Source organism: Bradyrhizobium sp. HKCCYLRH1034, assembly GCF_051168375.1.
In the GTDB taxonomy this organism is placed as follows: Bacteria; Pseudomonadota; Alphaproteobacteria; order Rhizobiales; family Xanthobacteraceae; genus Bradyrhizobium.
The window spans coordinates 461,161-480,823 of sequence record NZ_JBNPUW010000006.1; the positions used below are offsets into that span (position 1 = coordinate 461,161).

The window sequence follows — 19,663 nt, forward strand, 5'->3', positions numbered from 1 at the left end:
CTCACCGCGACGTGAGGCGCCTCGTCGCACAATTGTCCGAAGCCGCCCGCCTTTCGGCTATCTTCGAGGACTAGCAGGCCCTCAATTGCATGTTCGTGGAAGTGAGGAGGCGCGTCTTGCGACTGTCGGTATTCGGCCTTGTCATGCTGTGCTGCGGCCCGCTCGCTCATGCGGACGAGAGCCCGCCGGTCGAGCGCGGCGCCGCCATCCTCGAGCCGTTCGCGCTGCGTGAGCTCGACAACGGCGCGTTCGGCCTCGGGAAGATGCTTGCGCACGCCAGTGATGCGCCGCTGACCGACGCGGCGTTGTTTGCGCTGCCGTCGATGATGCCCGTACGCAAGGCGCTCGACACGGAGTTCGACCGCTACGTCGACAAGCACAAGACGACGTTGCCGAACGAGAGCATCGGCGTCGGTACGTCCTACGCGTTCCAGCTGTTCGACCGCACCGTGCTCGATTCGCCCGATGCCCGCTTCGTGCTGGCCGGCGTCGTCAATCGCATGGATCGCGCCTTCGTCGATCCCGATCATTGCGGCGAGGTGCGGCTGCTGTACCGCCTGACGCGGACCACGCCGCCCGAGGCCAAAGATGGCGAGGTCGCCTCGCCGCGGCTGCCGATGACGCTCAACATCGTGCTCAAGGCGCGCAGCGATGCGGAGGCCAAGAGCAATTCGCCGAGTTGTGCCGAGATCGCCAAGCGGTGGCTGGCGACGTCCGATCTGCAACTGACCGGGCCTGAGCTTGCCGCGAAGCTGACGGCGCCGGACGGCCCGCTGGCGCTGATCAGGTCGGAGAACATCCATCGCATCGAGACCAACCTGCAGATCGCGCATGCGCCGAAATCGGCGATCCGCGATTTCCGCACCGACTACATGATGAAGGTGTTCGACTATCAGGCCGCGAGCGGGACGTTCGAGGAGGCGGTGCTGGAGGATCAGGTCGATCGCGACCGGCTGCTGGCGGATGCCGCGCTGGCGCGCGAGTTCAAGGCCTGGCTGCTCGACCCCGTCCATCTCGGTGAGCTCGACCGCGGCACCGCGGTGATCCCCGAGCAGTTCCTGGCCAAGGTTGCGGTGGCGCCGACCCCGGTCGGATTCGTCAATTCCGATCTGCTGCCGGCCTACGGGCTGGTGCAGGGGAGCGCGGCCGGGCAGGGCGCGGTGTTCACCGAGGCCGACGTGGTCGGTGCGCTGGAGAAGGCGGCCGCGCAGGGCATCGTGCTGCAGAACATCCGGTCGGTCGCGGGCTTCGAGCGACGCCTCAACGATTCGAGCTGCGGCGGCTGCCATCAGACCCGCGGCATCGGCGGCTTTCACTTTCCCGGCGTCGACTGGATGGCGGAGAAGCCGTCCAACACCGTCGTGGTGCCGGGCTCGCCGCACTTCTTCGGCGACCAGGTCCGCCGGCGCGACATCCTCACCGCCTTTGCCGAGGGGCGGACTCCGGATTTCTCGCGCGGCTTCGCCAGCCGCCCGCAATTGCGCGGCAGCGATGAGCTCGCCGGCACGGTCTACAATGACGGCTGGGGCGGGCATTGCTACGCGAGCCACGCCGCGGCCGCGGACAACGACAAGAGCTTCTCGAGCTGGACCTGCGCCGCGAACCTGTCCTGTCAGACCGGCCCGGCGACGCGGTTCGGCATGTGCTTCATCGCGACGCGCTAGCTCAGGCCACCGCACCGCGCGCGCGCAGGTCGCGGATGGCCTCGTCGTCGAAGCCGGCGCTGCGCAGGATCTCGTCGCTGTGCTGGCCTATGCCGGGCGGCTTGCGCGGGGTGACCTTGCGCTGGCCGTCGATGAAGATCGGGCTGTTGACCGTCAGCATGGTGTCGTTCTCGAACGGCACCAGCACCTCGTTCTCGATCATCTGCCTGTCGTTTGGAATGTCGTCGAGAATCCCGACCACCCCGAACACGAGCCCGCTGCCGTCGAGGATCCGGCGCCATTCGGCCAGCGGCCTGGTCGCGAACACCGCGTCGAACTCGTGGATCAGTTCGACCGAGCTGGCGTGGCGATCGGCCTTGGTGACGAAGCGCGGATCGTCGATCAGCTCCTCTCGGCCGAGGCAGCGGGCGAGGATCGGCCACTGCTTCTCCTCATTGAGGAGCGAGAGCATGATCCAGCGGCGGTCCTGGCATTTGTAGTGATTGGCGACTGCGTTCAGCGCGCGTTCGCGCGGCCGCCGCTCGACGAAGGTCGCGCCGCAAAGCTTGGCCTGAGCAAGCACGGAGGCCGCCCAGACCCCGTTGGCCATCAGGTTGGAGGCGACGTGGCAGCCCTTGCCGGTCTTCTCGCGCTGGTAAAGCGCCGTGACGATCGCGCCATAGAACGCCATTGCGCAGGGGTGGTCGCCCATCCCGGCGACGGAGCGGGCGGGTGTCGTGCTCTCGTCGGCACGGACCAGGTCCATCAGTCCGGAGCGCGCCCAATAGGCATTGCTATCGAAGCCGGGTTTGTCGGCTTCCTCGCCTTTCTCGCCATATCCGGTGAACGACGCATAGATCAGCCGCGGATTGAGCGGCGCCAGCTTTTCGTGGGTGAGGCCGAGCTTGGCGCGGACCGACGGCGGGAAATTGGTGATGAAGACATCGGCTTCACTTACCAGCCGTTGCAGCACGGTCTGCGCTTCCGGCTTCGACAGGTCGAGTGCGAGGCTGCGCTTGTTGCGGGCTTCGAGATACCACGCGTAGTTATGCTCGCTGCGCGGATAGCCCGGCAGGTTCGGCAGGTTGCGGTAGGGATCGCCGGCGCCGGGCGGCTCGATCTTGATGACGTCAGCGCCGAAATCGGAAAGAACGGTGGCGGCTGCGGGGGCCGCGATGAAGCTCGCGCAGTCCAGCACCTTCAGGCCATGGAAAATGCCCTTGTCGTCCATGTTGCGTCGCTCCCGTCGCTTGTTTCCGCGCGCTGGAATTACGTTGACGGCGCGGTTCGAGGCGCATTTGACCCGGGTCGGGCGGGCGAGGCAATGGCGGGGAGGGAGCTGAAACTACAAACAAACGCAAAGATGTGATCAGGAGCGGGCACCGCTCCTGTCTATTTCGACGTGTCGACAATCATGCTGGTTTGGTGAGGGAAACGATCGCGCCGAAAAGCCGCGAGGCGGAATGGCGCGCCAATTGATCCGCTACACTTTCAGGTTCTCGGCCGAACTCCTGCCGCGGTTGGCAATCTCGTCGTACTCGATGGTCTGGCCCTCGTTGAGGGTCGCCAGTCCGGCCTTCTGCACTGCGGAGATGTGAACGAAAATGTCCTTGCCCCCGGCCGCGGGCTGGATGAAGCCATAGCCCTTGGTCGGGTTGAACCACTTGACCGTACCTTTAGCCATACGTCGCCTCCGCGGGACCAATCCGAGTACGAGCCACGGTCCCCGCAAACCGTCAGGCCCGGAATTCGAGACTACTGCGGTTGTGACAGGCGTGATAGCGCAAACAGCGGGCGGTTTTGGCCCGAAATGATCGATATCGTGGCGACTTTGCGGCTTTTGACCGCAGTGCCACCGTTCCGCCAGTCGCCGCGGACCCGCTGCAACCGTTCTCGGTATGACAGCGCAGGCTGCAAACAGGTTCAACGCAACTCGTCACGCAGCCGTCCCCTCGTCCGAGAGCATCGCGAGTTCAGCGGCGTCCATGGCCGTCCTGACGCGCATCGGCTCGGCGCGGCCGCGAATCTCGACCTCGCGCTCCGGCAGCACGTCGGAGCCGAGTCGCGCCCGCGCGTAGACCTCGTCCGAGATGATGACCTGGCAGCCGAGGGTCTTCGTCATGTCCTGCAGTCGTGATGCGACGTTGACGGCGTCGCCCAGCGCGGTGAACACCATGTGGTCGCGATAACCGATCTCGCCCACGATCACCTCGCCGCCGTGAATGCCGATGCCGAAGCGGATCGGGTCATGCAGATCATGGCTGAGGAACGCGTTCAGCTCGGCGATATTGGCCGCGATGTCACGCGCCGCCTGGATCGCCTGGCCGCAGGCGACATGTGAATCGGTGGCTAGTCCGAACAGCGCGAGCATACCGTCACCGACGAACTGATTGGGCTGCCCGCCATTCGCCAGCACGGCCTGGGAGACGGCGCTGAGGAAGCGGTTGACGATGAACACCACGTCGAACGGCAGCCGTTTCTCAGCGAGGCCGGTCGATCCACGCATGTCGACGAACAGGCTGACGAGGTAGCGCTCCTGCCCGATTCCGGCGCGCGAGCTGCCGCGCTCGCCGGGTGTCGGGTTCGGCATGAACAGTTGGAAGAATGAAAGATCGCCGGTGGGGCGCAACTGGCAGGCCAGCCTGACCGACGGGTCCGCCGCGCCGATCTGCGCGAGCACGAAGGCCTCGCGAGGCGAGGGCGGCGGCAGCGCGCCGGGATCTCCGATCACCCTGATGCGGCAGGTCGAGCAACGTGCGCGGCCGCCGCACATGCTGGCATGCGGTACGTTGTTGCGCAGACTGGCCTCGAGCACGGACAAACCCTTTGGCACCCGGATGGAGCGGCCATTGTTGTAGGATAGCGTGACCATGCCGCCACGTCGCTCATGCACCGCGCGCACGCCGCGCGCGGCGAGCGCCAAGCCGATCAGGCCGCCATAGCCGACCAGGAAGCCGTTCATGATGGTCTCCAGCACCGCCTGTTCAGATGGCGTGCCGGTCTGCCTTAATGAAAGATTTTCGGCGCGCCACCGCGGTGTTGCGTTGGCGGCGATGACGTCTCGGCCCCCACGATAGAAGCCGAGCAGCGCCAGCGCCGGGAGCAGCACGGCGCAGGCGAGCAGCCACGGCGCTGCGCGCTTGTAGAACGGCTTGAGCCGCAGCCAGAAGTGCAGCCCGATGCAGCCATGCGCCCATGACGTCAGCAGGGCTGCCGACATCAACCAGATCCGCCAGGATGGGCCGGTCCAATACGAGTACAGGACCTGCGGGTACAGCTTCTCCTGTCCGTACAGGGTCTGTCCGATGCGGACGCCGGCGATGTGGCTGAAGATCAGCGCCGGAATGCTTAGGCCGAGCAGAAGTTGCAGCGGCTCCATCGTGTTGCGGCTGAATTGCCGGCGCTGATAAAGCGCCCATACGCCGAGCCCGCCATGGGTAAGAGCGGCCGCATAGAACAGCACGGCGATCGGAAGAAACTGCCAGAACGCCACATGATAGGACACGCCCTCGGCGAGCGCCTGCAGCGAGATGTTGCCGAGCGCATGGTTGAGAAAATGACTGAGCAGGTAGCTGAAGAGTATGAAGCCGCAGATCAGCCGCACCTGCCGCACACCGATGCCGCGACAGGTCGACCGCAAACGATGGTAAATCGAAATGGTCATGTGGCCCGTATGATCTGGAGCCGCAATGCTAGAGATTTATTCCCTGTTGTCCTAGAGGGCTGGTGGCGGCGGTCATCCGGCGGCGCGAGCTGCGCGGGAACGTTGACTCGCCCGGTGGAGTCGGGGAAAAGCACCGCGTGACGGCCATTTCCCCAGGCATCGACAGCCCAAAGTCTCGATCCACGCGCTCTGCGTGGCTGATGGCTGCGGCCGTGATCGCAAGCATGACGATCATCCGCATCGTCTATGCCGGGACGCTCGATCTGCGCACCGACGAGGCCTATTACTGGACCTGGTCGAAGGAGCTGCAGCTCTGCTTCCTCGATCATCCGCCCATGATCGCCTGGTTCATCCGGCTGGGCACTGCCCTGTTCGGCGATACCAATCTCGGCGTTCGCTTTGCCGGCATCCTCGCGATGGGGGTGACGCAGCTCCTGCTCGCCGACATCGTTCGCCGTACCACTCACGATATGCGGGCCGTGATCCTCGCGGTGCTGCTGCCCGAGGCCGCGCTCTACTATGGCCTGCTGATGGCCAAGGTGGCGCCGGACGTCGCGGCGATCCCGTTTGCACTCGCGGTGATCTGGGCGCTGGTGCGCCTCGCCGAGAGCGGCGATGAACGCTGGTGGCTCGCCGCCGGACTGTTCGGCGGACTGGCGCTGTTGTCCAAATTCACGGTGGTCATGCTGCTGCCGGGCGTGGCGGCGTTCCTGCTCGTTCCGGCATGGCGCAGCCGCTGGCTTCTCAGTCCCTATCCATGGTGCGGAGCACTGATTGCGCTGGCCCTGTTCTCGCCGGTGCTGATCTGGAACGCGCAGCACGACTGGGCCTCGTTCCGCTTCCAGTTCGTTCGCGCCACCGCGCCGCATGAGTTTTCGTTGCGGACGCTTGGCGATTATCTCGGATTGCAGTTCGGACAGGTCGGCTTCGTCCTGCTGCCGGTCACATTGTCGGCGCTGAGTTTCACGGCCTGGCGCGGCTATCGCACGCGTGAGCCGGTCGCCATCCTGCTGTCGACGGCGGTGCTGGTGCCGTTTCTCTACTTCCTCTGGAAATCGTTCACCTTGCGGATCGGCGACACCTGGCCGATGTTCATGTGGCCGATCGGGTTTGCGGCGGTCGCGATCAACATCGTCAAGCTGCCGCAGGACGGCGCGTCCGCCTGGTTCGTCCGATCGACCGTGCGCTGGGCGCGGATCGCCGTCGTCAGCGGCATTGCCATGGTGGTCCTGATCTTTCTCTACTACGTCGTCGCACCGTGGAATTTTCTCGGGCGGGCCGATCCGATCGGCGCCGAGGCGGGCTATCAGCAGGTGGCGGCGCGGGTCGAGCAGGAGCTCCAAAAGACCGGGGCGACCTGGATCGCGACCTCCGACTATCGCACCTATGCGATGATGCGGTGGTTCTTTCGCGGCCGCGTGCCGGTGCTCCAGATCAACGAGCGGGCCCGCTTCATCGGCTTCCGTGATCCCGGCATGGACCTGATCGCAGGACATGCCGGCCTCTATGTCGTGCGCGAGCCGGACAATACCGGCCCGCTGCTGGCGGACACGACCGCGCACCGCGAGCCGCTCGGACACGTCGAGCGGAGCTGGCGCGGCCGCGTCATGGACAGTTACGCGTTCGGCAGGCTGACGGGCTGGACTCCTGAACTGGCGCCGCCACCGGACTCGCCATTGTACCAATGGCGCTGGCTCGCCGGCGCCCTCGATTCCACGCCGCGGGCCTGAGCCTCATTCCCGGTCGTCCTGCTTGCGCAGCAGATCCTTGGCGAGATCCGCCAGCGCCGGCCGCGGCAGCGCGGCGAACGGCATCGGCCGCGTCACGTCGATGGCCGCGAGGCCGAGCCGCGCCGTGAGCAGTCCGTTGAGCACGCCTTCGCCGAGGCGCTGCGACAGTTTTGCCGCGATGCCATGCCCCAGCACCTGCTGGATCAGGCTGTCGCTCGCGGCCATGCCGCCGGTGATGGCGAGATGCGCGACGACGTGGCGCAACAGGCTGATCATGCCGAGCGCGCCGGGACGTCCGCCATAGAGCCGCGCGAGCTGCCGGATCATCCGCAAGCTTGCCACGAAGACGAACAGCACGTCGATCAGCGCGCGCGGGCTCACGGCCGTGACCACGGAAACCCGTTGCGCCGCAACCGACACCAGACGCCGCGCCTCGCTGTCGAGCGGCGCCATCAGCTCGCGCTCGGCAAGCTTGATCATGTCGCCGCCGTCGATGATGTCGTCGGCGTGGCCGGCGAGCGCGGCACGCGGACGCGCCAGGCGGGGATTGGCATGTGCGATCCGCAACAGCTCGGCGACCACTTCGCGGCTCTCGGCGCGATCGTCGGACAGCAGCACCGCGGCCGCGCGCTGGTGCAGCTTCTCGATGGTGGCGAGACGCACCAGCCCGTAAGTCTCTCGGGCAATGACGGCCGCCAATGCGATCGCGGCTGCGGCCGCGAACCCCGCGCCGACATAGCCGAGGGCCTCGCTGCGTGCGAACAGATCCTCGATCAGTCTGACGACGCCGAGGCCGAGGCCGAGCAGGACGAGGCCTGCGACCGAGCCCCAAAAAAGTGCGCCCCAGCCGAAGCTGCGCCGCGCCGGCAGGACGGTCTCGACCGGCACCGGCAATTGCGCCGGATCAGCCTCTGGCGTGACCTGGATGGTGCCGCGGCCCGGCCGGGCGGCCTCTTCGGCATCGACCACGACGACGTCGGGATCATCGAGCCGGAAGGTCTGGGGACGACGATGCTTGGCGCGTTCGCTCATTGCAGCCGGTCTCCGATCAGGAACTGAAGGGCGCGGTCCATGCGGATATGGGGCAAAGCGGGCTCGCCGCCAGGATCGGGGGCCAGCAAAGGCGGACGGAAGCGAAGAAAGCGGAAGTCGGTGCCGTCGGCGGCAGCGCTCGACAGGCCGCGATAGGCGCCGCCCTTGAACAGCTCCTCCGCATCGGCCGGCAGCTCGCCCGGAAAGGTTGCCACCTCGGTGTCGCCGTCGAAGATCTCGCCATTGGCGCTTTCGCCGGCCGCCGGCGTGCCGAGCAGCGACGGCAGCTTGTCGCGGCCGCGGGCGACCAGCGCCTCGCGCGTCGCCCTGACGGCGGCCAGCGCCACCACGTCGATTGCGGCGCCCGTGCTCTCGGCTCGGGCCACCGCGCGGTTGACCGCGCGCCGCAGCACGGCTTCGAGCCGGTCGTGGCTGGTGTGATGCAGATGGTCGGCCTTGGTCGCCGCGAACAGGATGCGGTCGATGCGCGGCCGAAACAGCGCCGTCAGCATGTTTCCGCGTCCGACGCGGAAGCAATCGAGAATGCCGGTCAGCGCGGCCTCGAGATCGTGCAGCGCCTCGGGGCCCGCATTGAACGCCGCCAGCGCGTCGACCAGCACGATCTGGCGATCGAGCCGGGCGAAATGGTCGCGAAAGAACGGCCTGACAACGATGTCCTTGTAGGACTCGTAGCGGCGCGCCATCATCGCCCATAGCGAGCCGGCCGGCGCCTGGCCGTCGGCCGGGACATCGAGCGGCGCGAAGGTCAGCGCCGGCGAGCCCGCGAGATTCCCGGGCATCAGGAAGCGGCCGGGCGGCAGCAGGCTCATGGCGAAGCGCTCGTCGCGGCAGGCACGCAAGTAGTCGGTGAACAGCCGTGCGGCCTCAAGTGTCGCCGACTCGTCCTCGCGGCCTTCGGGGGCGAGCGTCGCCAGATGCGCGTGCCAGTCCTTGGCGACATGCGCGCGCGGCTCGCTGCGCGACAGCGCGAGGCTTTCCCGCGCCCACTGCTCATAGCTCTTGTTCAGCAGCGGCAGGTCGAGCAGCCATTCGCCGGGATAGTCGACGATGTCGAGCGTGAGCGTCCGCTCGGCGCCATTGGCGCGCTGGAATTCGATCACCAGTCTGAGCTCGCTGATGTCGACGGTCGAGCTCGGCCAGCGTCGCTCGGTGACCAGCGCCCGCATATGGCTCTCATAGGCAAAGCGCGGCACGCCGTCGTCGGGTTGCGGCGTCAGATATGCGCGGGCGATGCGGCCCGATGCCAAGGCCTCGAACACCGGCATGCGCCCGCCGCGAACGAGGTCGTGGATCAGCGCCGTGATGAACACGGTCTTACCGGCCCGCGACAGCCCGGTGACGCCAAGGCGGACGGTCGGGTTGAGGAAGCTCTCGCCATAATCGAGCAGGGCACGGGCCGACAGCCGCGCTTCCTCGACGAGTTCGGAAAAGGTCACCATGGGAGGAGGGGAATTCGCCAGTTGAAAAGGGCGTGAGCGATTTTTGACAGGTGGCGATGCAAAACGCCGGATTCAAGCTCACAATTCCGGCCCGTTTCCGGATAGAACCAGACTTTGAACGGAACGTTGACCACTGGAAACCATAATCCTTCCGGCACAATTGTCCCGGAAAACCGGCACCAGGTTCTGACATGACCGTATTTCAACTGAAGCAGTTCGCCTCGACCTCCGTCCATGCCGCCACCGGCGCGATGCGTTGGAACTACGACAAGGTCGAGATGATCGCGGACGGCGTCGTCCACGTCGTCGGCATCGCCGCCGGCCTGGTCGCCGCAACCGTGCTCGTCGTGCTGACCTCGATCTATGCCAGCGCCGTCGACATCGTGGTGGTGTCGATCTACGTCGCGGGACTGCTCTCGATGCTGACGCTGTCGGCAACCTATAATCTGTGGCCGGTGTCGCCGACCAAATGGGTGCTGCGCCGCTTCGACCACTCCGCCATCTACGTGCTGATCGCAGCCACCTATACGCCGTTCATCGCCGCCCTGAAGGATACGGTGTTCTCGGCCGCGCTGCTGCTCGGGGTCTGGGGCGTCGCCATCTTCGGCATCGTGCTGAAGCTGCGCTGGCCGGGCCGCTTCGACGCGCTCTCGATCGGGCTGTATCTCGCGCTCGGCTGGAGCGGCGTCATGATGTACGACCGGGTGATCTCGGTGATGCCGCCCTCGGTCCTGGCCTGCGTGCTCACAGGCGGCATCCTCTACAGCCTCGGCGTCATCTTCCACTCGTGGCGGCGCTTGCGCTTCCAGAACGCGATCTGGCATGGTTTCGTGTTGCTGGGCGCCGGCTTTCATTATACCGCAGTGCTCGACCTGGTCTTGACCTAGAAAATTCCACGAGGAGGGCTTTGCATGCAGGTGACCGGCAAGATTGTTGTGGTCACCGGCGGAGCCCGCGGCATCGGCAAGGCGCTGTGCGAGGCCTTCGCGGCCGCCGGTGCGGCCAAGGTGATCGTAGCCGATCTCGACGAAGCCGGCGCCAAGGCCGTCGCTGATGGCATCGGCGGCGCCGCCTTCAGATGCGACGTCTCCCAGGAAGCCGACATCCGGCACGTGATCGAGGAAACCGAGCGGCAGTTCGGGCCCATTGCGCTGTTCTGCTCCAATGCCGGCATCGGCGGCGGCTTTGACCCGCTGTCGGTCAATGTCGGCGGCACCTCCGACGAGCCGTGGGCGCGCAGTTGGGCCATTCACGTGATGGCGCATGTCTACGCGGCGCGGCATCTGATCCCGCGCTACAAGGCGCGCGGCGGCGGCTATTTCCTCAACACGATCTCGGCGGCCGGCCTGCTGTCGCAGGTCGGCAGCGCGCCTTACTCCACCACCAAGCATGCCGCGGTGGGATTTGCGGAGAATCTCGCGATCTCGCACAAGGCCGACAACATCAAGGTCTCGATCCTGTGCCCGCAGGGCGTCGACACCGACATGCTGCGATCGATTCCGAAGGGGCCGCAATCCGGCGACGGCGATCTGACACCGGAGCAGGTCGCGCAGGACGTGCTGAAAGGCCTTGCCGAGGAGAGCTTCCTGATCCTGCCGCATCCGCAGGTCCTCGGCTACATGCGCAAGAAGACCGAGAATTACGACCGCTGGCTCGGCGGCATGGCGAAGATCCAGGCAAAGATGCGCGAGGAGTTCGGGAAGTAGGTCTGCGACCATCGTCGGTCGACGTGACGGCGCCCGGCCTCAACGCCCTCCGCGGTCGTCCCCGCGACCACGGAGACCCATAGTCCAGGGTGCAGTTCGAGCCACGCGCGTCGACCATCTCGCCCGAGGTTTTCGACCGCGGCGTATGGATCCGGCGTTCGCCGGAATGACGCTAAGGAGAGATCGTGCGGACATCATGGGCAGCGGACTTGATCCGACATCGATAGACATCATTGCGCCTTCTCGCGGCACATCATGCCCGAGCTGTACAGTTGACTTGTCCCTTCAAGATTCGAAGGGCGCAGGGAATGCCGGGTGAAGGCCTCACCCATGGCCCGCCTGCAGCAAAAAATGCAGGCGGCAGGTACCACAGGTGCAGCCGATCACCGGCATTCCCTGCGCGATGGTCTTCACGCTTATACGCAGTCTCCCTGGTGCGCCGGGCTGTTGGCCACCATTGTCCGCGCGGTGCATCAGCGCCATCGCGAACGTAACACCAGCATCGGGGGGTCAGGACGCTGCGACTTCACGTCCGCGGCCACGCCGTTCGTCCGCGTAGCAAGCTACGCTGCGGCATGGCCACGGCCATCGCATCCCGCCTCGCGTGTCGTGACGATCGCGCGCAACGCCCCTCCGTGGTGAGGCGGGATGCGCGGAAAGATCGTCCTGATTTGCCCGACGGCGCAAGGCCGCATGCTGCGGCATTTCAACACGACGGGCAGTTTCGTCATGGTGTGTATGCGCAATCTGCCCGTCGGGCGCCCTCATGGCTCCGACGGTTGCATGTCCTGCTCTGCCGCGCGCCAGGCTTCGAGCGCGCGGGCGTACAGCAACAGGCCCTCGCGCACCGTGCGCCGCTCGGTCTTCGACAGGGCCGACAGGGCGCCGCGGACCTGCTGGCGGCCGAAGGCGTGCAGCGTGGCCACCCTCTTCCGTCCCTTCGCGGTGAGGCAGAGCGGCTTGATGCGGGCGTCGCCGGAATCGATTGTCTCCTGCAACTCGCCGCTGTCGATCAGCTTGCGGACCATGCGGCTGACGCCGGATTTTTCCAGGTGCAGGACCGCGCCGAGCTGCATCGCGGTGAGACGCGTCGCCCTACGTCGTCGGCCACGTCCTGGCGGCCGACGGCGGCTTCCTCGCGGTCTGAATCTGAAAGGCGTCGGCTGTCGCCGATGGCGCAAGGCCCGCGATCGCCGAGCGGTCTCGGACGCGAGCGATCGTGGTCGAAACAGCTTCATGCTGAAGTCGGAATTTCGCCAGCTTCCGCGAAGCCGCGCAGCGATCGTCACCGTTTCAACTAATTAGTGCTTTCTACGAACGCGAAGATGCTTAGGCGCCGCTCCGCGGCGGCTCGTTGCGAACAGCTCTCAATCTCGCCTGAAATGTTCCCAGCTCGGCAAAACTTCCGCCGACGTTTGCCGGCTATCTCCAAGGCAAGGGGCTTCGTCGCGTGCATGCGCTGCGTATTCATCGCGACGGCGCCCTGACCCGACCTCGTCGCGTGATATTGGCATACCCCGGCATTTGCTTTGCAGGCTCATTCACCACACAAGACCGGCGCGTTCGCGGTGCGGACCAAGCGGCTCATGGTGACGCGATCCCACCGCGGGGTCACGCTCGCGCTCGTCGAGGTGCTGCTGCTGACCGTGATGGTGGTGGACGGCGCGTCCGCACAGCAGACCATCAAGGCCAAGCCGACGGACGTCGTCCCGGGACGCGCCGACCGGCTGTTCTTTCGTCACGTGACGGCGCGCAGCATCTACTACAACGTTCCGCGGATCACCAACGACAGCCGGACGCTGATGATGCGCCAGGACCCGCGTGGCGTGAGCGCATTGCTGCGTCCGGTGCGCGAGGCCGGTGCGCCGTCGCTGGCCGCGCCGGGCAGGCCCGGCGCGCCGGTCGGCAGCTTCGGATTCTCCGCGTTTCAGCCCGCCCGTGGCGAGCGCATGGCCACGGCCGAGCCGGCGGGAGACGCTCAACGCGCCGCGCCGCAACCGGCTGCGCGGCAGATCGCGGCAAAGCCCGCGGCAGCCGCCGAGGCGCCGCCGGCCAAGCCAGACGAGACCGTGGCAACCGCCCAGCCCGCGGCCGTGCTGCGCAACCGTGACGTTCTTCCCGATCGCAACCTGAATACGGTGAAGCCGCAGCCGGTGACCGCCGACGCGAAGCCCTATGATCCGACGGGCGTGACGGTCGGGTCGTTCCTGGTGAAACCGGCCGTCGAGATCCAGGCCGGTTATGACACCAATCCCACGCGGCGCAACGGCGGGCAGGGCTCAACGGTCGCCATCGTGGCGACGGAGGTCGCGGTCCGCTCGCAATGGGAGCGGCATCAGCTCAACGCCGATTTCCGCGGCGCCTACACCGAGGACAGCAACGTCCGCTCGCTCAGCCATCCGACGTTCGAGGCGCGGGCGCAAGGACGCTACGACGTCACCGAGGGCACTGCGATCACCGGCGAGGCGCGTTTCGTCAACGATGCATTGGCGCTTCCGGGCGCGCTCAAGCTGCCCCGCGCCACGACGTTCGGCGGCAGCGCCGGCGTGCTGCAGAAGATCGGTCCCGCCGAGATCGCATTCAAGGGATCGGCCGACCGCGTCATGTTCAACGACGCGCTGATCTTGGCCAACGTGCCGTTGCGGACGCAGGACCGCAACTACACCCAGCCGGGCGCGCAGGTCCGCGTCACCTATGTGCTCACGCCGAACATCTCGCCGTTCGTCGACATGAGCTTCGATCGGCGCAACCACGATCTGCAGGTCGACTTCAACGGCCAGCGCCGCGATTCCAGCGGCATCACCGCGCGCGGCGGCGCCGTCGTCAACATGGGATCGCTGACCGGCGAGGCCTCGGTCGGCTATCTCTCGCGCCGCATGGACTCGCCGCTGATGCCGAACATCAACGGCGTGATCGCGGATGCGACGCTCGCTTGGGCCGCGACCGACGCCACGACGTTCGTGCTGGTGGCGCGCTCGCAGGCCTCGGAGACGCCGGCGATGAACGTCTCGGGCATCCTGTCGCGCGACGTGATCCTGCAGATGGACCATCAGTTCGAGCCGTGGTTGATCGGAACGCTGCGCGGCGGCTACGGCCAGGATCAGTTCGTCGGCATCGGCCGCGTCGACCAGCGCATGTTCGTCGCCGCCGGCGGCACCTACAAGATGAACCGCAACGTTCAGCTCAAGAGCGAGGTCCGGACCGAATGGACCCGCTCCAACATCGCTCTCAACAACTTCATGACGGTGGTCGGCGTCGTCGGCGTGCGATTCCAATATTGAGCAGCGGCCGGGTCCGGTGGCGCACCTTCCCCGCCCTGCATCTCCGCCGTCGTCCCGGGCAAGCCGCGCGACAGCGCGGGTGCGACGCCGACGGGGACCCAGACGCCGCGACGGATGTCTGACCGGATTGCGAACGACGCGGCTGGTCTGCATCGACCACAAGCGGCTGGTCGCGCTCAAAAGAAAAGCCCCGCAGGGGACGGGGCTTGAAGGCAATGCATGCCGGTCGGGTGGGGGGGACCCGGGCGTCTCACGCGGCGGGATGAGGTCAGGTCGCCGACGCGTGGGTCGTCCCGGATTGGTTCGGCATGCGGCTGGTGATGGTCTTGTTATCGTTATCCGTGTCCGCGCCGCCCGGCGTAAGCCGACAGGCGGCGCGGAGCGCAGCGGTCTCACTGTTCGAGCGCGGCCAGGGCAGCGTTGCCGATCTGCTGCGCCTCGGCCCAGGCGGCCTGGGTGGCCTGCTGGGCGGCGGTGTAGCCGGCCTGGATCTGCTGCTGAGCCGCGGCCCGCAGCGCCTGCTCCTGCTGCTCGCCGGTCTCGCGGGCCTGGGTCAGGGCCTGATTGTCGGCATTCAGCGTCGCATTGGCCTGGTTGAAGGCGTTGGCGGTGGTCTGCGCCTTGGCCTGGGCCGCCGCCAGTGCGGCCTGGTTGGCCGCATTGTTGGCGCGTTCGAGGACCTCGGCGGCCTCCTGTGCGTCCTGCTTGGCCTGCTGCGCGGCCTGACGCGCCTGCTCCAGCGCCTGCCGGTCGGCGTTCACCTTCTGCTCGGCCGCTTCCACCGTCGCATCGATCGTGCCGATCTTCTGGTTCAGCGCGGCCTCGACCGTCTTCTGGTTCTGGGTCGCAGCCGCCTGCGCGGCCTGGGTCTTCTGCTGGGCGACCGCGCGTGCCTGCTCGCCGGTCTTCAACGCCGCCTGCAGCGCGGCCTGCTCGGCGGCTTCCTGGGCCGCCTGGTTCTGCTGATTGTTGTTATTGTTGTTGCCGTTGCCGGCCGCCGCTCCGCCATTGTTGGCATTGCCGCCATTGTTGGCGTTGCCGGCCGCCTGGCCGGCCTGCTGGGCCGCCTTGCCGGCGGCCTCGGCCGTCTCGCGCGCGGTGTCCTTGGCGGCGTTGGCGGCTTCCTTGGCCTCGTTGGAGACGTCGATGTCCTTGTCGAGCTTCTGGAACGCGGCCTGCAGCGCGGCCGAGGCTGCCGTCAGCTTCGCAGCGTTCGCGGTCGCCGCGGCCTGGTTGGCGGCGGTCGGGTTCTTCTCGGCCTGCTCCTGGGCCTCGATCGCGGCGCCGCGTGCGTTCTGCTCGGCCTGACGAGCGACGTCGATTGCCTTGCGGTCGGCAGCGACCTGCGCCTCGGCGGCGGCGGCGGTCTGCGCGGCGGCCGCGGCCGCTGCGTTGGCCTTGGCGACGGCATCGGTGCTGCTCGACGCCGCGGCAGCCGCCTTGGCCGGCGTCGCTGCGGCTGCGGGTGTCGCGGTGGCCTTGGCGACCGCGACGGTGGTGGTCGCTGCCGCGGCGGCCGCAGCGGCCGGCTTCGCCGCGCTCGTCGTGGTGCTGGTCGCGGCTGCGGTCTTGGCCGCACCGGTCGTCGTCGTTGCGGCGGTGGCGGCAGCGGCGGGCTTGGCGGCGGTCGTCGCGGCCGTGGCGACGGCAGCGACGGGCTTGGCCGCAGCCGTGCCGGTCGTTACGGCCGCCGTCTTGGCGGCGGTGCTCGCCGCGGTCGCCGCGGCGGTGGTGGCGGCCGTGGTCGCAGCGGTGTTCGCAGCCTTGGCGGCGGCGCCGGCCGCGGCCTTCGCAGCGGCGCTGGCTGCGGCCTTCGCTGCCGCGTCGGTCGCCGCCTTCGCGGCAGCATTCGCTGCAGCCTTGGCCGCAGCGTTTGCCGCAGCCTTGGCGGCGGCGTCCTGCGCGGCCTTGGCGGCGGCAGCGGCTGCAGCCTTGGCAGCGGCATCCTGGGCCGCCTTGGCGGCTGCCTGGGCTGCGGCCTTCGCCGCCGCCTCCTGCGCCGCCTTCGCGGCGGCGTTGGTGGTGGCCGAAGTGGCAAGGGCGGTGGTCATGGCCTGCGCATTGGCCTGATGCGGCAGCGCCGTCACCGCCAGAGCGGACATCAGGGCCAGCACGCTGACATGGCGATAGAGATCGGTCCTCGACGCCGCGGTTTGAAGATTCTTCTTATCCGCCATCAGCTCAACTCCCTTGGTACGCTGGATTGGATGATGGAACCTTTTGAAAATGATTTTGGCTTGCAGAATGGTCGGACCTTGCAAGCAGCAAGGCGTCTGCCTGCAAGCTGACGGCAGGATTTCGCGATGTTTGCGGCAAGCCGGCCGCGACGAGATGGCGCAGGGGAACAGAAAGCTTTTGAAACAAACGGTTGCAGTCGGAACGCCGGTTGCACGGTTGCGGCGGGCCGATGAGCATTTCGCGGCGAGCCATGCCGCCGCCATTGAAGATGCGACGCATTGTCGCATATGTCGTGAAAGTCGTCCGCTGTGCGAACGGCGGCTCAGCCCTTCTGGGCGTAGAGCAGCGGGACCGCGGCGTCGACCATCACCTCGACGAGGCTCGTGCCGGCATGGGCGAGGGCTCGCGTCAGCGCACCGGCGAGATCGGCGGCATGGTTCACGCGCACTGCGTCGCAGCCCATGCCGTCCGCGAGCTTGACGAAATCGAGGCCGGGCAGCTCGAGCCCGGGCACGTTGCGCACCTGCATGACCTGGCTGAACGAGCGCATCGCGCCATAGCCGGAATTGTTGATGACGACGACCGTCAGCGGCAGCCTGCGCTGCGTGGCGGTCCACAGCGCCTGCAGCGAATACATCGCCGAGCCGTCGCCGATCAGGCACACCGTGCGGCCGGTGCGACGGCCCAGCGCCATGCCGACCGCCGCCGGCAGGCTGTAGCCGAGCCCGCCGCTCGCCATCGTGTAGAACGACTCCGCGCCGGGCATTGGCATGTACTTGTGCATCACCGGCCGGTGCGAGGGGATCTCCTCGACCACGGCGCTGCCCGCCGGCAGCGCCTGCGCCAGCGTGTGCAGGAGATAGTCGACCGGAATCGGATCGGATGGCTTCGGCGCGTCGGGTAGCACGCGGCCCTTCGGCGCCGCGCGCCTGGTCTCCGGCAGCAGCTCCAGCAGCAGCGACAGCGCCGGCCGCATCGTGGCGATGATGCTGGTGCCGACCGGCGGCACCGCGGCGCCTTCGGCGTCGTCGGTGATCTGATAAAGCGTGGTGGCGCCGTCGAAGATCGCGGCGTGGCCCTCGACATGGAAGGTGAACACCGGCGCGCCGATCACGACGACGAGGTCGTGCGGTTTCAGGGCGTCGGACAATTGTCCGGGCGAGGCGTGCAGAAAGCCCTGGAATTGCGGATGGCGCTCGGGAAACGAGCAGCGCGCCGAGAACGGGCTGACCCAGACCGCGGCCTTGGCCTTCTCGGCGACCTCGACCATCAGTTCGACGCAGCCGGCGCGGTCGATGCCGGGGCCGACCACGAGCGCGGGATTCTTCGCGGCGGCAAGTGCGCTCACCAGGTCGTCCATGGCGGCGCGATCGGGGCCGAGCTCGCGGCTTACCTTGCGCGCGGTGATCGGTTGCGCCGGATGCATCCAGTCGTCGATCGGGATCGAGACGAAGGTCGGCCCGCAAGGCGGCTGCATCGCGGTGTAGTAGGCGCGGGCGATCGCGCCCGGCACGTCCTCGGGCCGCGCCGGCTCGACGCTGTATTTGACGTAAGGGCGCGGGAATTCGGACGGGCGTTCGGCATAGAGAAAGGCCTGCAGCGGCAGGATCGAGCGCGCCTGCTGGCCGGCGGTGATGACCAGCGGCGTCTGGTTGCGGTGCGCGGTGTAGATGTTGCCGAGCGCGTTGCCGACGCCGGCCGCCGAATGCAGATTGACGAAGCCGGCATTGCGCGTCGCCTGGGCATAGCCGTCGGCCATGCCGACGACGGAAGCCTCCTGCAGGCCGAGCACGTAGTCGATGTCCTCGGGCCAGTCGCTGAGGAACGGCAGCTCGGTCGAGCCGGGATTGCCGAACACCTTTTTGATGCCGAAGGCGCGCAGCAGCTCGAAGGTGGCCTGCTTGACGGTGACGGGTTTGGTTGTTGTTTTCGTTGTTTTGGCCAAAGGCGTTCCCTCGGGTGCTTTTTGTGGGTCGTCATTCCGGGGCGATGCGAAGCATCGAACCCGGAATCTCGAGCGGTTCTTCTCCCTCACCTCGAGGTTCCGGGTTCGATGCTCTGCGCCAAAATGGCTTCGCCATTCTGTCGCGACGCACCGCCCCGGAACGACAGAGTCTATGTCACCAACTCGCGGTGCCCTTCATCGTCGGCTGTCGCTCGGCGTTGGCGGTCCACAGCTCCAGGCCGCCATCCTTGTCATTCGCATTCACCGAGAACGCGCTGCCCTCGAACAAAGGCTGCACGCCGCGATAGGCGAACTTGGCCGGCGGTTTGCCCTTAAGTCTGGCGGCGAACTCGACCAGCAGCGCGGCCTGCAAAGGTCCGTGGAAGATCAGGCCCGGATAGCCTTCGACCCTGGTGACGTAGTCGCGGTCGTAATGGATGCGATGGCCGTTGAAGGTCAGGGCGGAATAGCGAAACAGCAGCACGGCATCGGAGACGCGCGTCTCGCTGTGCTGCGCGACCGGCGGAGGCGGCGGCGCCTTCGCCGGCGCAGCCTGGGCGCCACCCATGTCGCGATAGACGATGTCCTGGCGCTCGCGGATCGCGACGCCGCGCGGCGTCGATACGACATGCTCCACCGACACGAAGCAGAGCTGGCCGGTCGAGCCGCTCTTCAGGGTGACGTCGGTGATGGTCGAAAGGCGCGTCGCGACATCGCCGACGCGCAAGGGATCGATGAACTGCACCTCGCCGCCCGCCCACATGCGGCGCGGCAGCGGCACCGGCGGCAGGAAGCCGCCGCGGGTCGGATGGCCGTCGGGGCCGAGCTGATCGTGTGGAAACACCGGCTGGCCCAAACACCAGTGCACGGTGTAGGGCGCGATGTCGCCGGTTGTCGGTTCACCGATCTCCTGGAACAGCGTCGCGCGCAGCCCCTTGGTGAGCTGCGGGGTGACGAGGTCGGTGGCCTCGGCGCTGCGGCCGACCCATTGCCGGAGGTGATCGAGATCGAGCGTGTCCGTCAT

15 protein-coding genes are annotated in these 19,663 nt (G+C 67.2%); 5 read left to right on the forward strand and 10 right to left on the reverse strand.

Translation table 11 applies throughout. The annotated features are described in order from the left end of the window. The first annotated feature begins 89 nt into the window (after positions 1-89). Positions 90-1,664: a hypothetical protein gene (locus ACQR0W_RS17555; protein WP_410051223.1), complete on the forward strand. Its 1,575-nt coding sequence runs from the start codon at positions 90-92 to the stop codon at positions 1,662-1,664. 1 nt (position 1,665) lies between these two features. Here ACQR0W_RS17555 and ACQR0W_RS17560 read toward each other — a convergent pair whose 3' ends face one another. The 3 genes from ACQR0W_RS17560 to ACQR0W_RS17570 form a co-directional block, all read right to left on the reverse strand. After that, positions 1,666-2,874, reverse strand: coding sequence for a CaiB/BaiF CoA transferase family protein (locus ACQR0W_RS17560; RefSeq protein WP_316169445.1), 1,209 nt, complete (start codon positions 2,872-2,874; stop codon positions 1,666-1,668). A 252-nt stretch (positions 2,875-3,126) separates the two neighbouring features. Beyond that, positions 3,127-3,327: a cold-shock protein gene (locus ACQR0W_RS17565; protein ID WP_315713975.1), complete on the reverse strand. Its 201-nt coding sequence runs from the start codon at positions 3,325-3,327 to the stop codon at positions 3,127-3,129. Between the two features lie 252 nt (positions 3,328-3,579). Beyond that, on the reverse strand, positions 3,580-5,307 hold the full coding sequence (locus ACQR0W_RS17570) for an adenylate/guanylate cyclase domain-containing protein (protein ID WP_315752649.1): 1,728 nt from the start codon (positions 5,305-5,307) through the stop codon (positions 3,580-3,582). A gap of 224 nt (positions 5,308-5,531) precedes the next feature. On the opposite strand from ACQR0W_RS17570, the gene ACQR0W_RS17575 reads away from it, so the two are divergent. Further along, positions 5,532-7,037, forward strand: coding sequence for a glycosyltransferase family 39 protein (locus tag ACQR0W_RS17575; RefSeq protein ID WP_315752650.1), 1,506 nt, complete (start codon positions 5,532-5,534; stop codon positions 7,035-7,037). A gap of 3 nt (positions 7,038-7,040) precedes the next feature. Here ACQR0W_RS17575 and ACQR0W_RS17580 read toward each other — a convergent pair whose 3' ends face one another. Together ACQR0W_RS17580 and ACQR0W_RS17585 are read right to left on the reverse strand one after the other, a co-directional pair. Beyond that, entirely contained in the window at positions 7,041-8,069 is a 1,029-nt protein-coding gene (locus ACQR0W_RS17580; RefSeq protein WP_315826057.1) for a YcjF family protein, read from the reverse strand. Then, complete coding sequence (locus tag ACQR0W_RS17585; protein ID WP_315826058.1) at positions 8,066-9,529, reverse strand: YcjX family protein; 1,464 nt, start codon at positions 9,527-9,529, stop codon at positions 8,066-8,068. Before ACQR0W_RS17585 ends, ACQR0W_RS17580 begins: the two co-directional genes overlap by 4 nt. 191 nt (positions 9,530-9,720) lie before the next feature. Here ACQR0W_RS17585 and trhA point away from each other — a divergent pair, with 191 nt between their 5' ends. After that, the gene (trhA, locus tag ACQR0W_RS17590; RefSeq protein WP_315826059.1) at positions 9,721-10,416 is read left to right on the forward strand and encodes a PAQR family membrane homeostasis protein TrhA; all 696 of its coding nucleotides are present in this window, start codon (positions 9,721-9,723) and stop codon (positions 10,414-10,416) included. 24 nt (positions 10,417-10,440) lie between these two features. Beyond that, complete coding sequence (locus ACQR0W_RS17595; RefSeq protein ID WP_315752654.1) at positions 10,441-11,235, forward strand: SDR family oxidoreductase; 795 nt, start codon at positions 10,441-10,443, stop codon at positions 11,233-11,235. A 764-nt stretch (positions 11,236-11,999) separates the two neighbouring features. Here ACQR0W_RS17595 and ACQR0W_RS17600 read toward each other — a convergent pair. Next, positions 12,000-12,311, reverse strand: a complete 312-nt coding sequence (locus tag ACQR0W_RS17600; protein WP_409977923.1) for a MarR family winged helix-turn-helix transcriptional regulator — start codon at positions 12,309-12,311, stop codon at positions 12,000-12,002. Positions 12,312-12,821: 510 nt separating this feature from the next. Here ACQR0W_RS17600 and ACQR0W_RS17605 point away from each other — a divergent pair. Beyond that, positions 12,822-14,516 carry an outer membrane beta-barrel protein gene (locus ACQR0W_RS17605; protein WP_316169444.1) on the forward strand — a complete coding sequence of 565 codons (1,695 nt, stop codon included), beginning with the start codon at positions 12,822-12,824 and terminating at the stop codon, positions 14,514-14,516. A gap of 392 nt (positions 14,517-14,908) precedes the next feature. Here the strand turns inward: ACQR0W_RS17605 and ACQR0W_RS17610 are convergent, their stop codons facing one another. From ACQR0W_RS17610 to ACQR0W_RS17625, 4 genes are all read right to left on the reverse strand, one after another. Next, a complete protein-coding gene (locus ACQR0W_RS17610; RefSeq protein WP_315713983.1) occupies positions 14,909-16,693 on the reverse strand; it encodes a hypothetical protein in 1,785 nt (594 codons plus the stop codon). 4 nt (positions 16,694-16,697) lie between these two features. After that, on the reverse strand, positions 16,698-16,973 hold the full coding sequence (locus ACQR0W_RS17615) for a hypothetical protein (RefSeq protein ID WP_315713984.1): 276 nt from the start codon (positions 16,971-16,973) through the stop codon (positions 16,698-16,700). Positions 16,974-17,016: 43 nt separating this feature from the next. Beyond that, positions 17,017-18,639, reverse strand: coding sequence for a benzoylformate decarboxylase (gene mdlC / locus ACQR0W_RS17620; RefSeq protein WP_315713985.1), 1,623 nt, complete (start codon positions 18,637-18,639; stop codon positions 17,017-17,019). Between the two features lie 175 nt (positions 18,640-18,814). Continuing rightward, positions 18,815-19,663 carry an FAS1-like dehydratase domain-containing protein gene (locus tag ACQR0W_RS17625; RefSeq protein WP_316169443.1) on the reverse strand — a complete coding sequence of 283 codons (849 nt, stop codon included), beginning with the start codon at positions 19,661-19,663 and terminating at the stop codon, positions 18,815-18,817.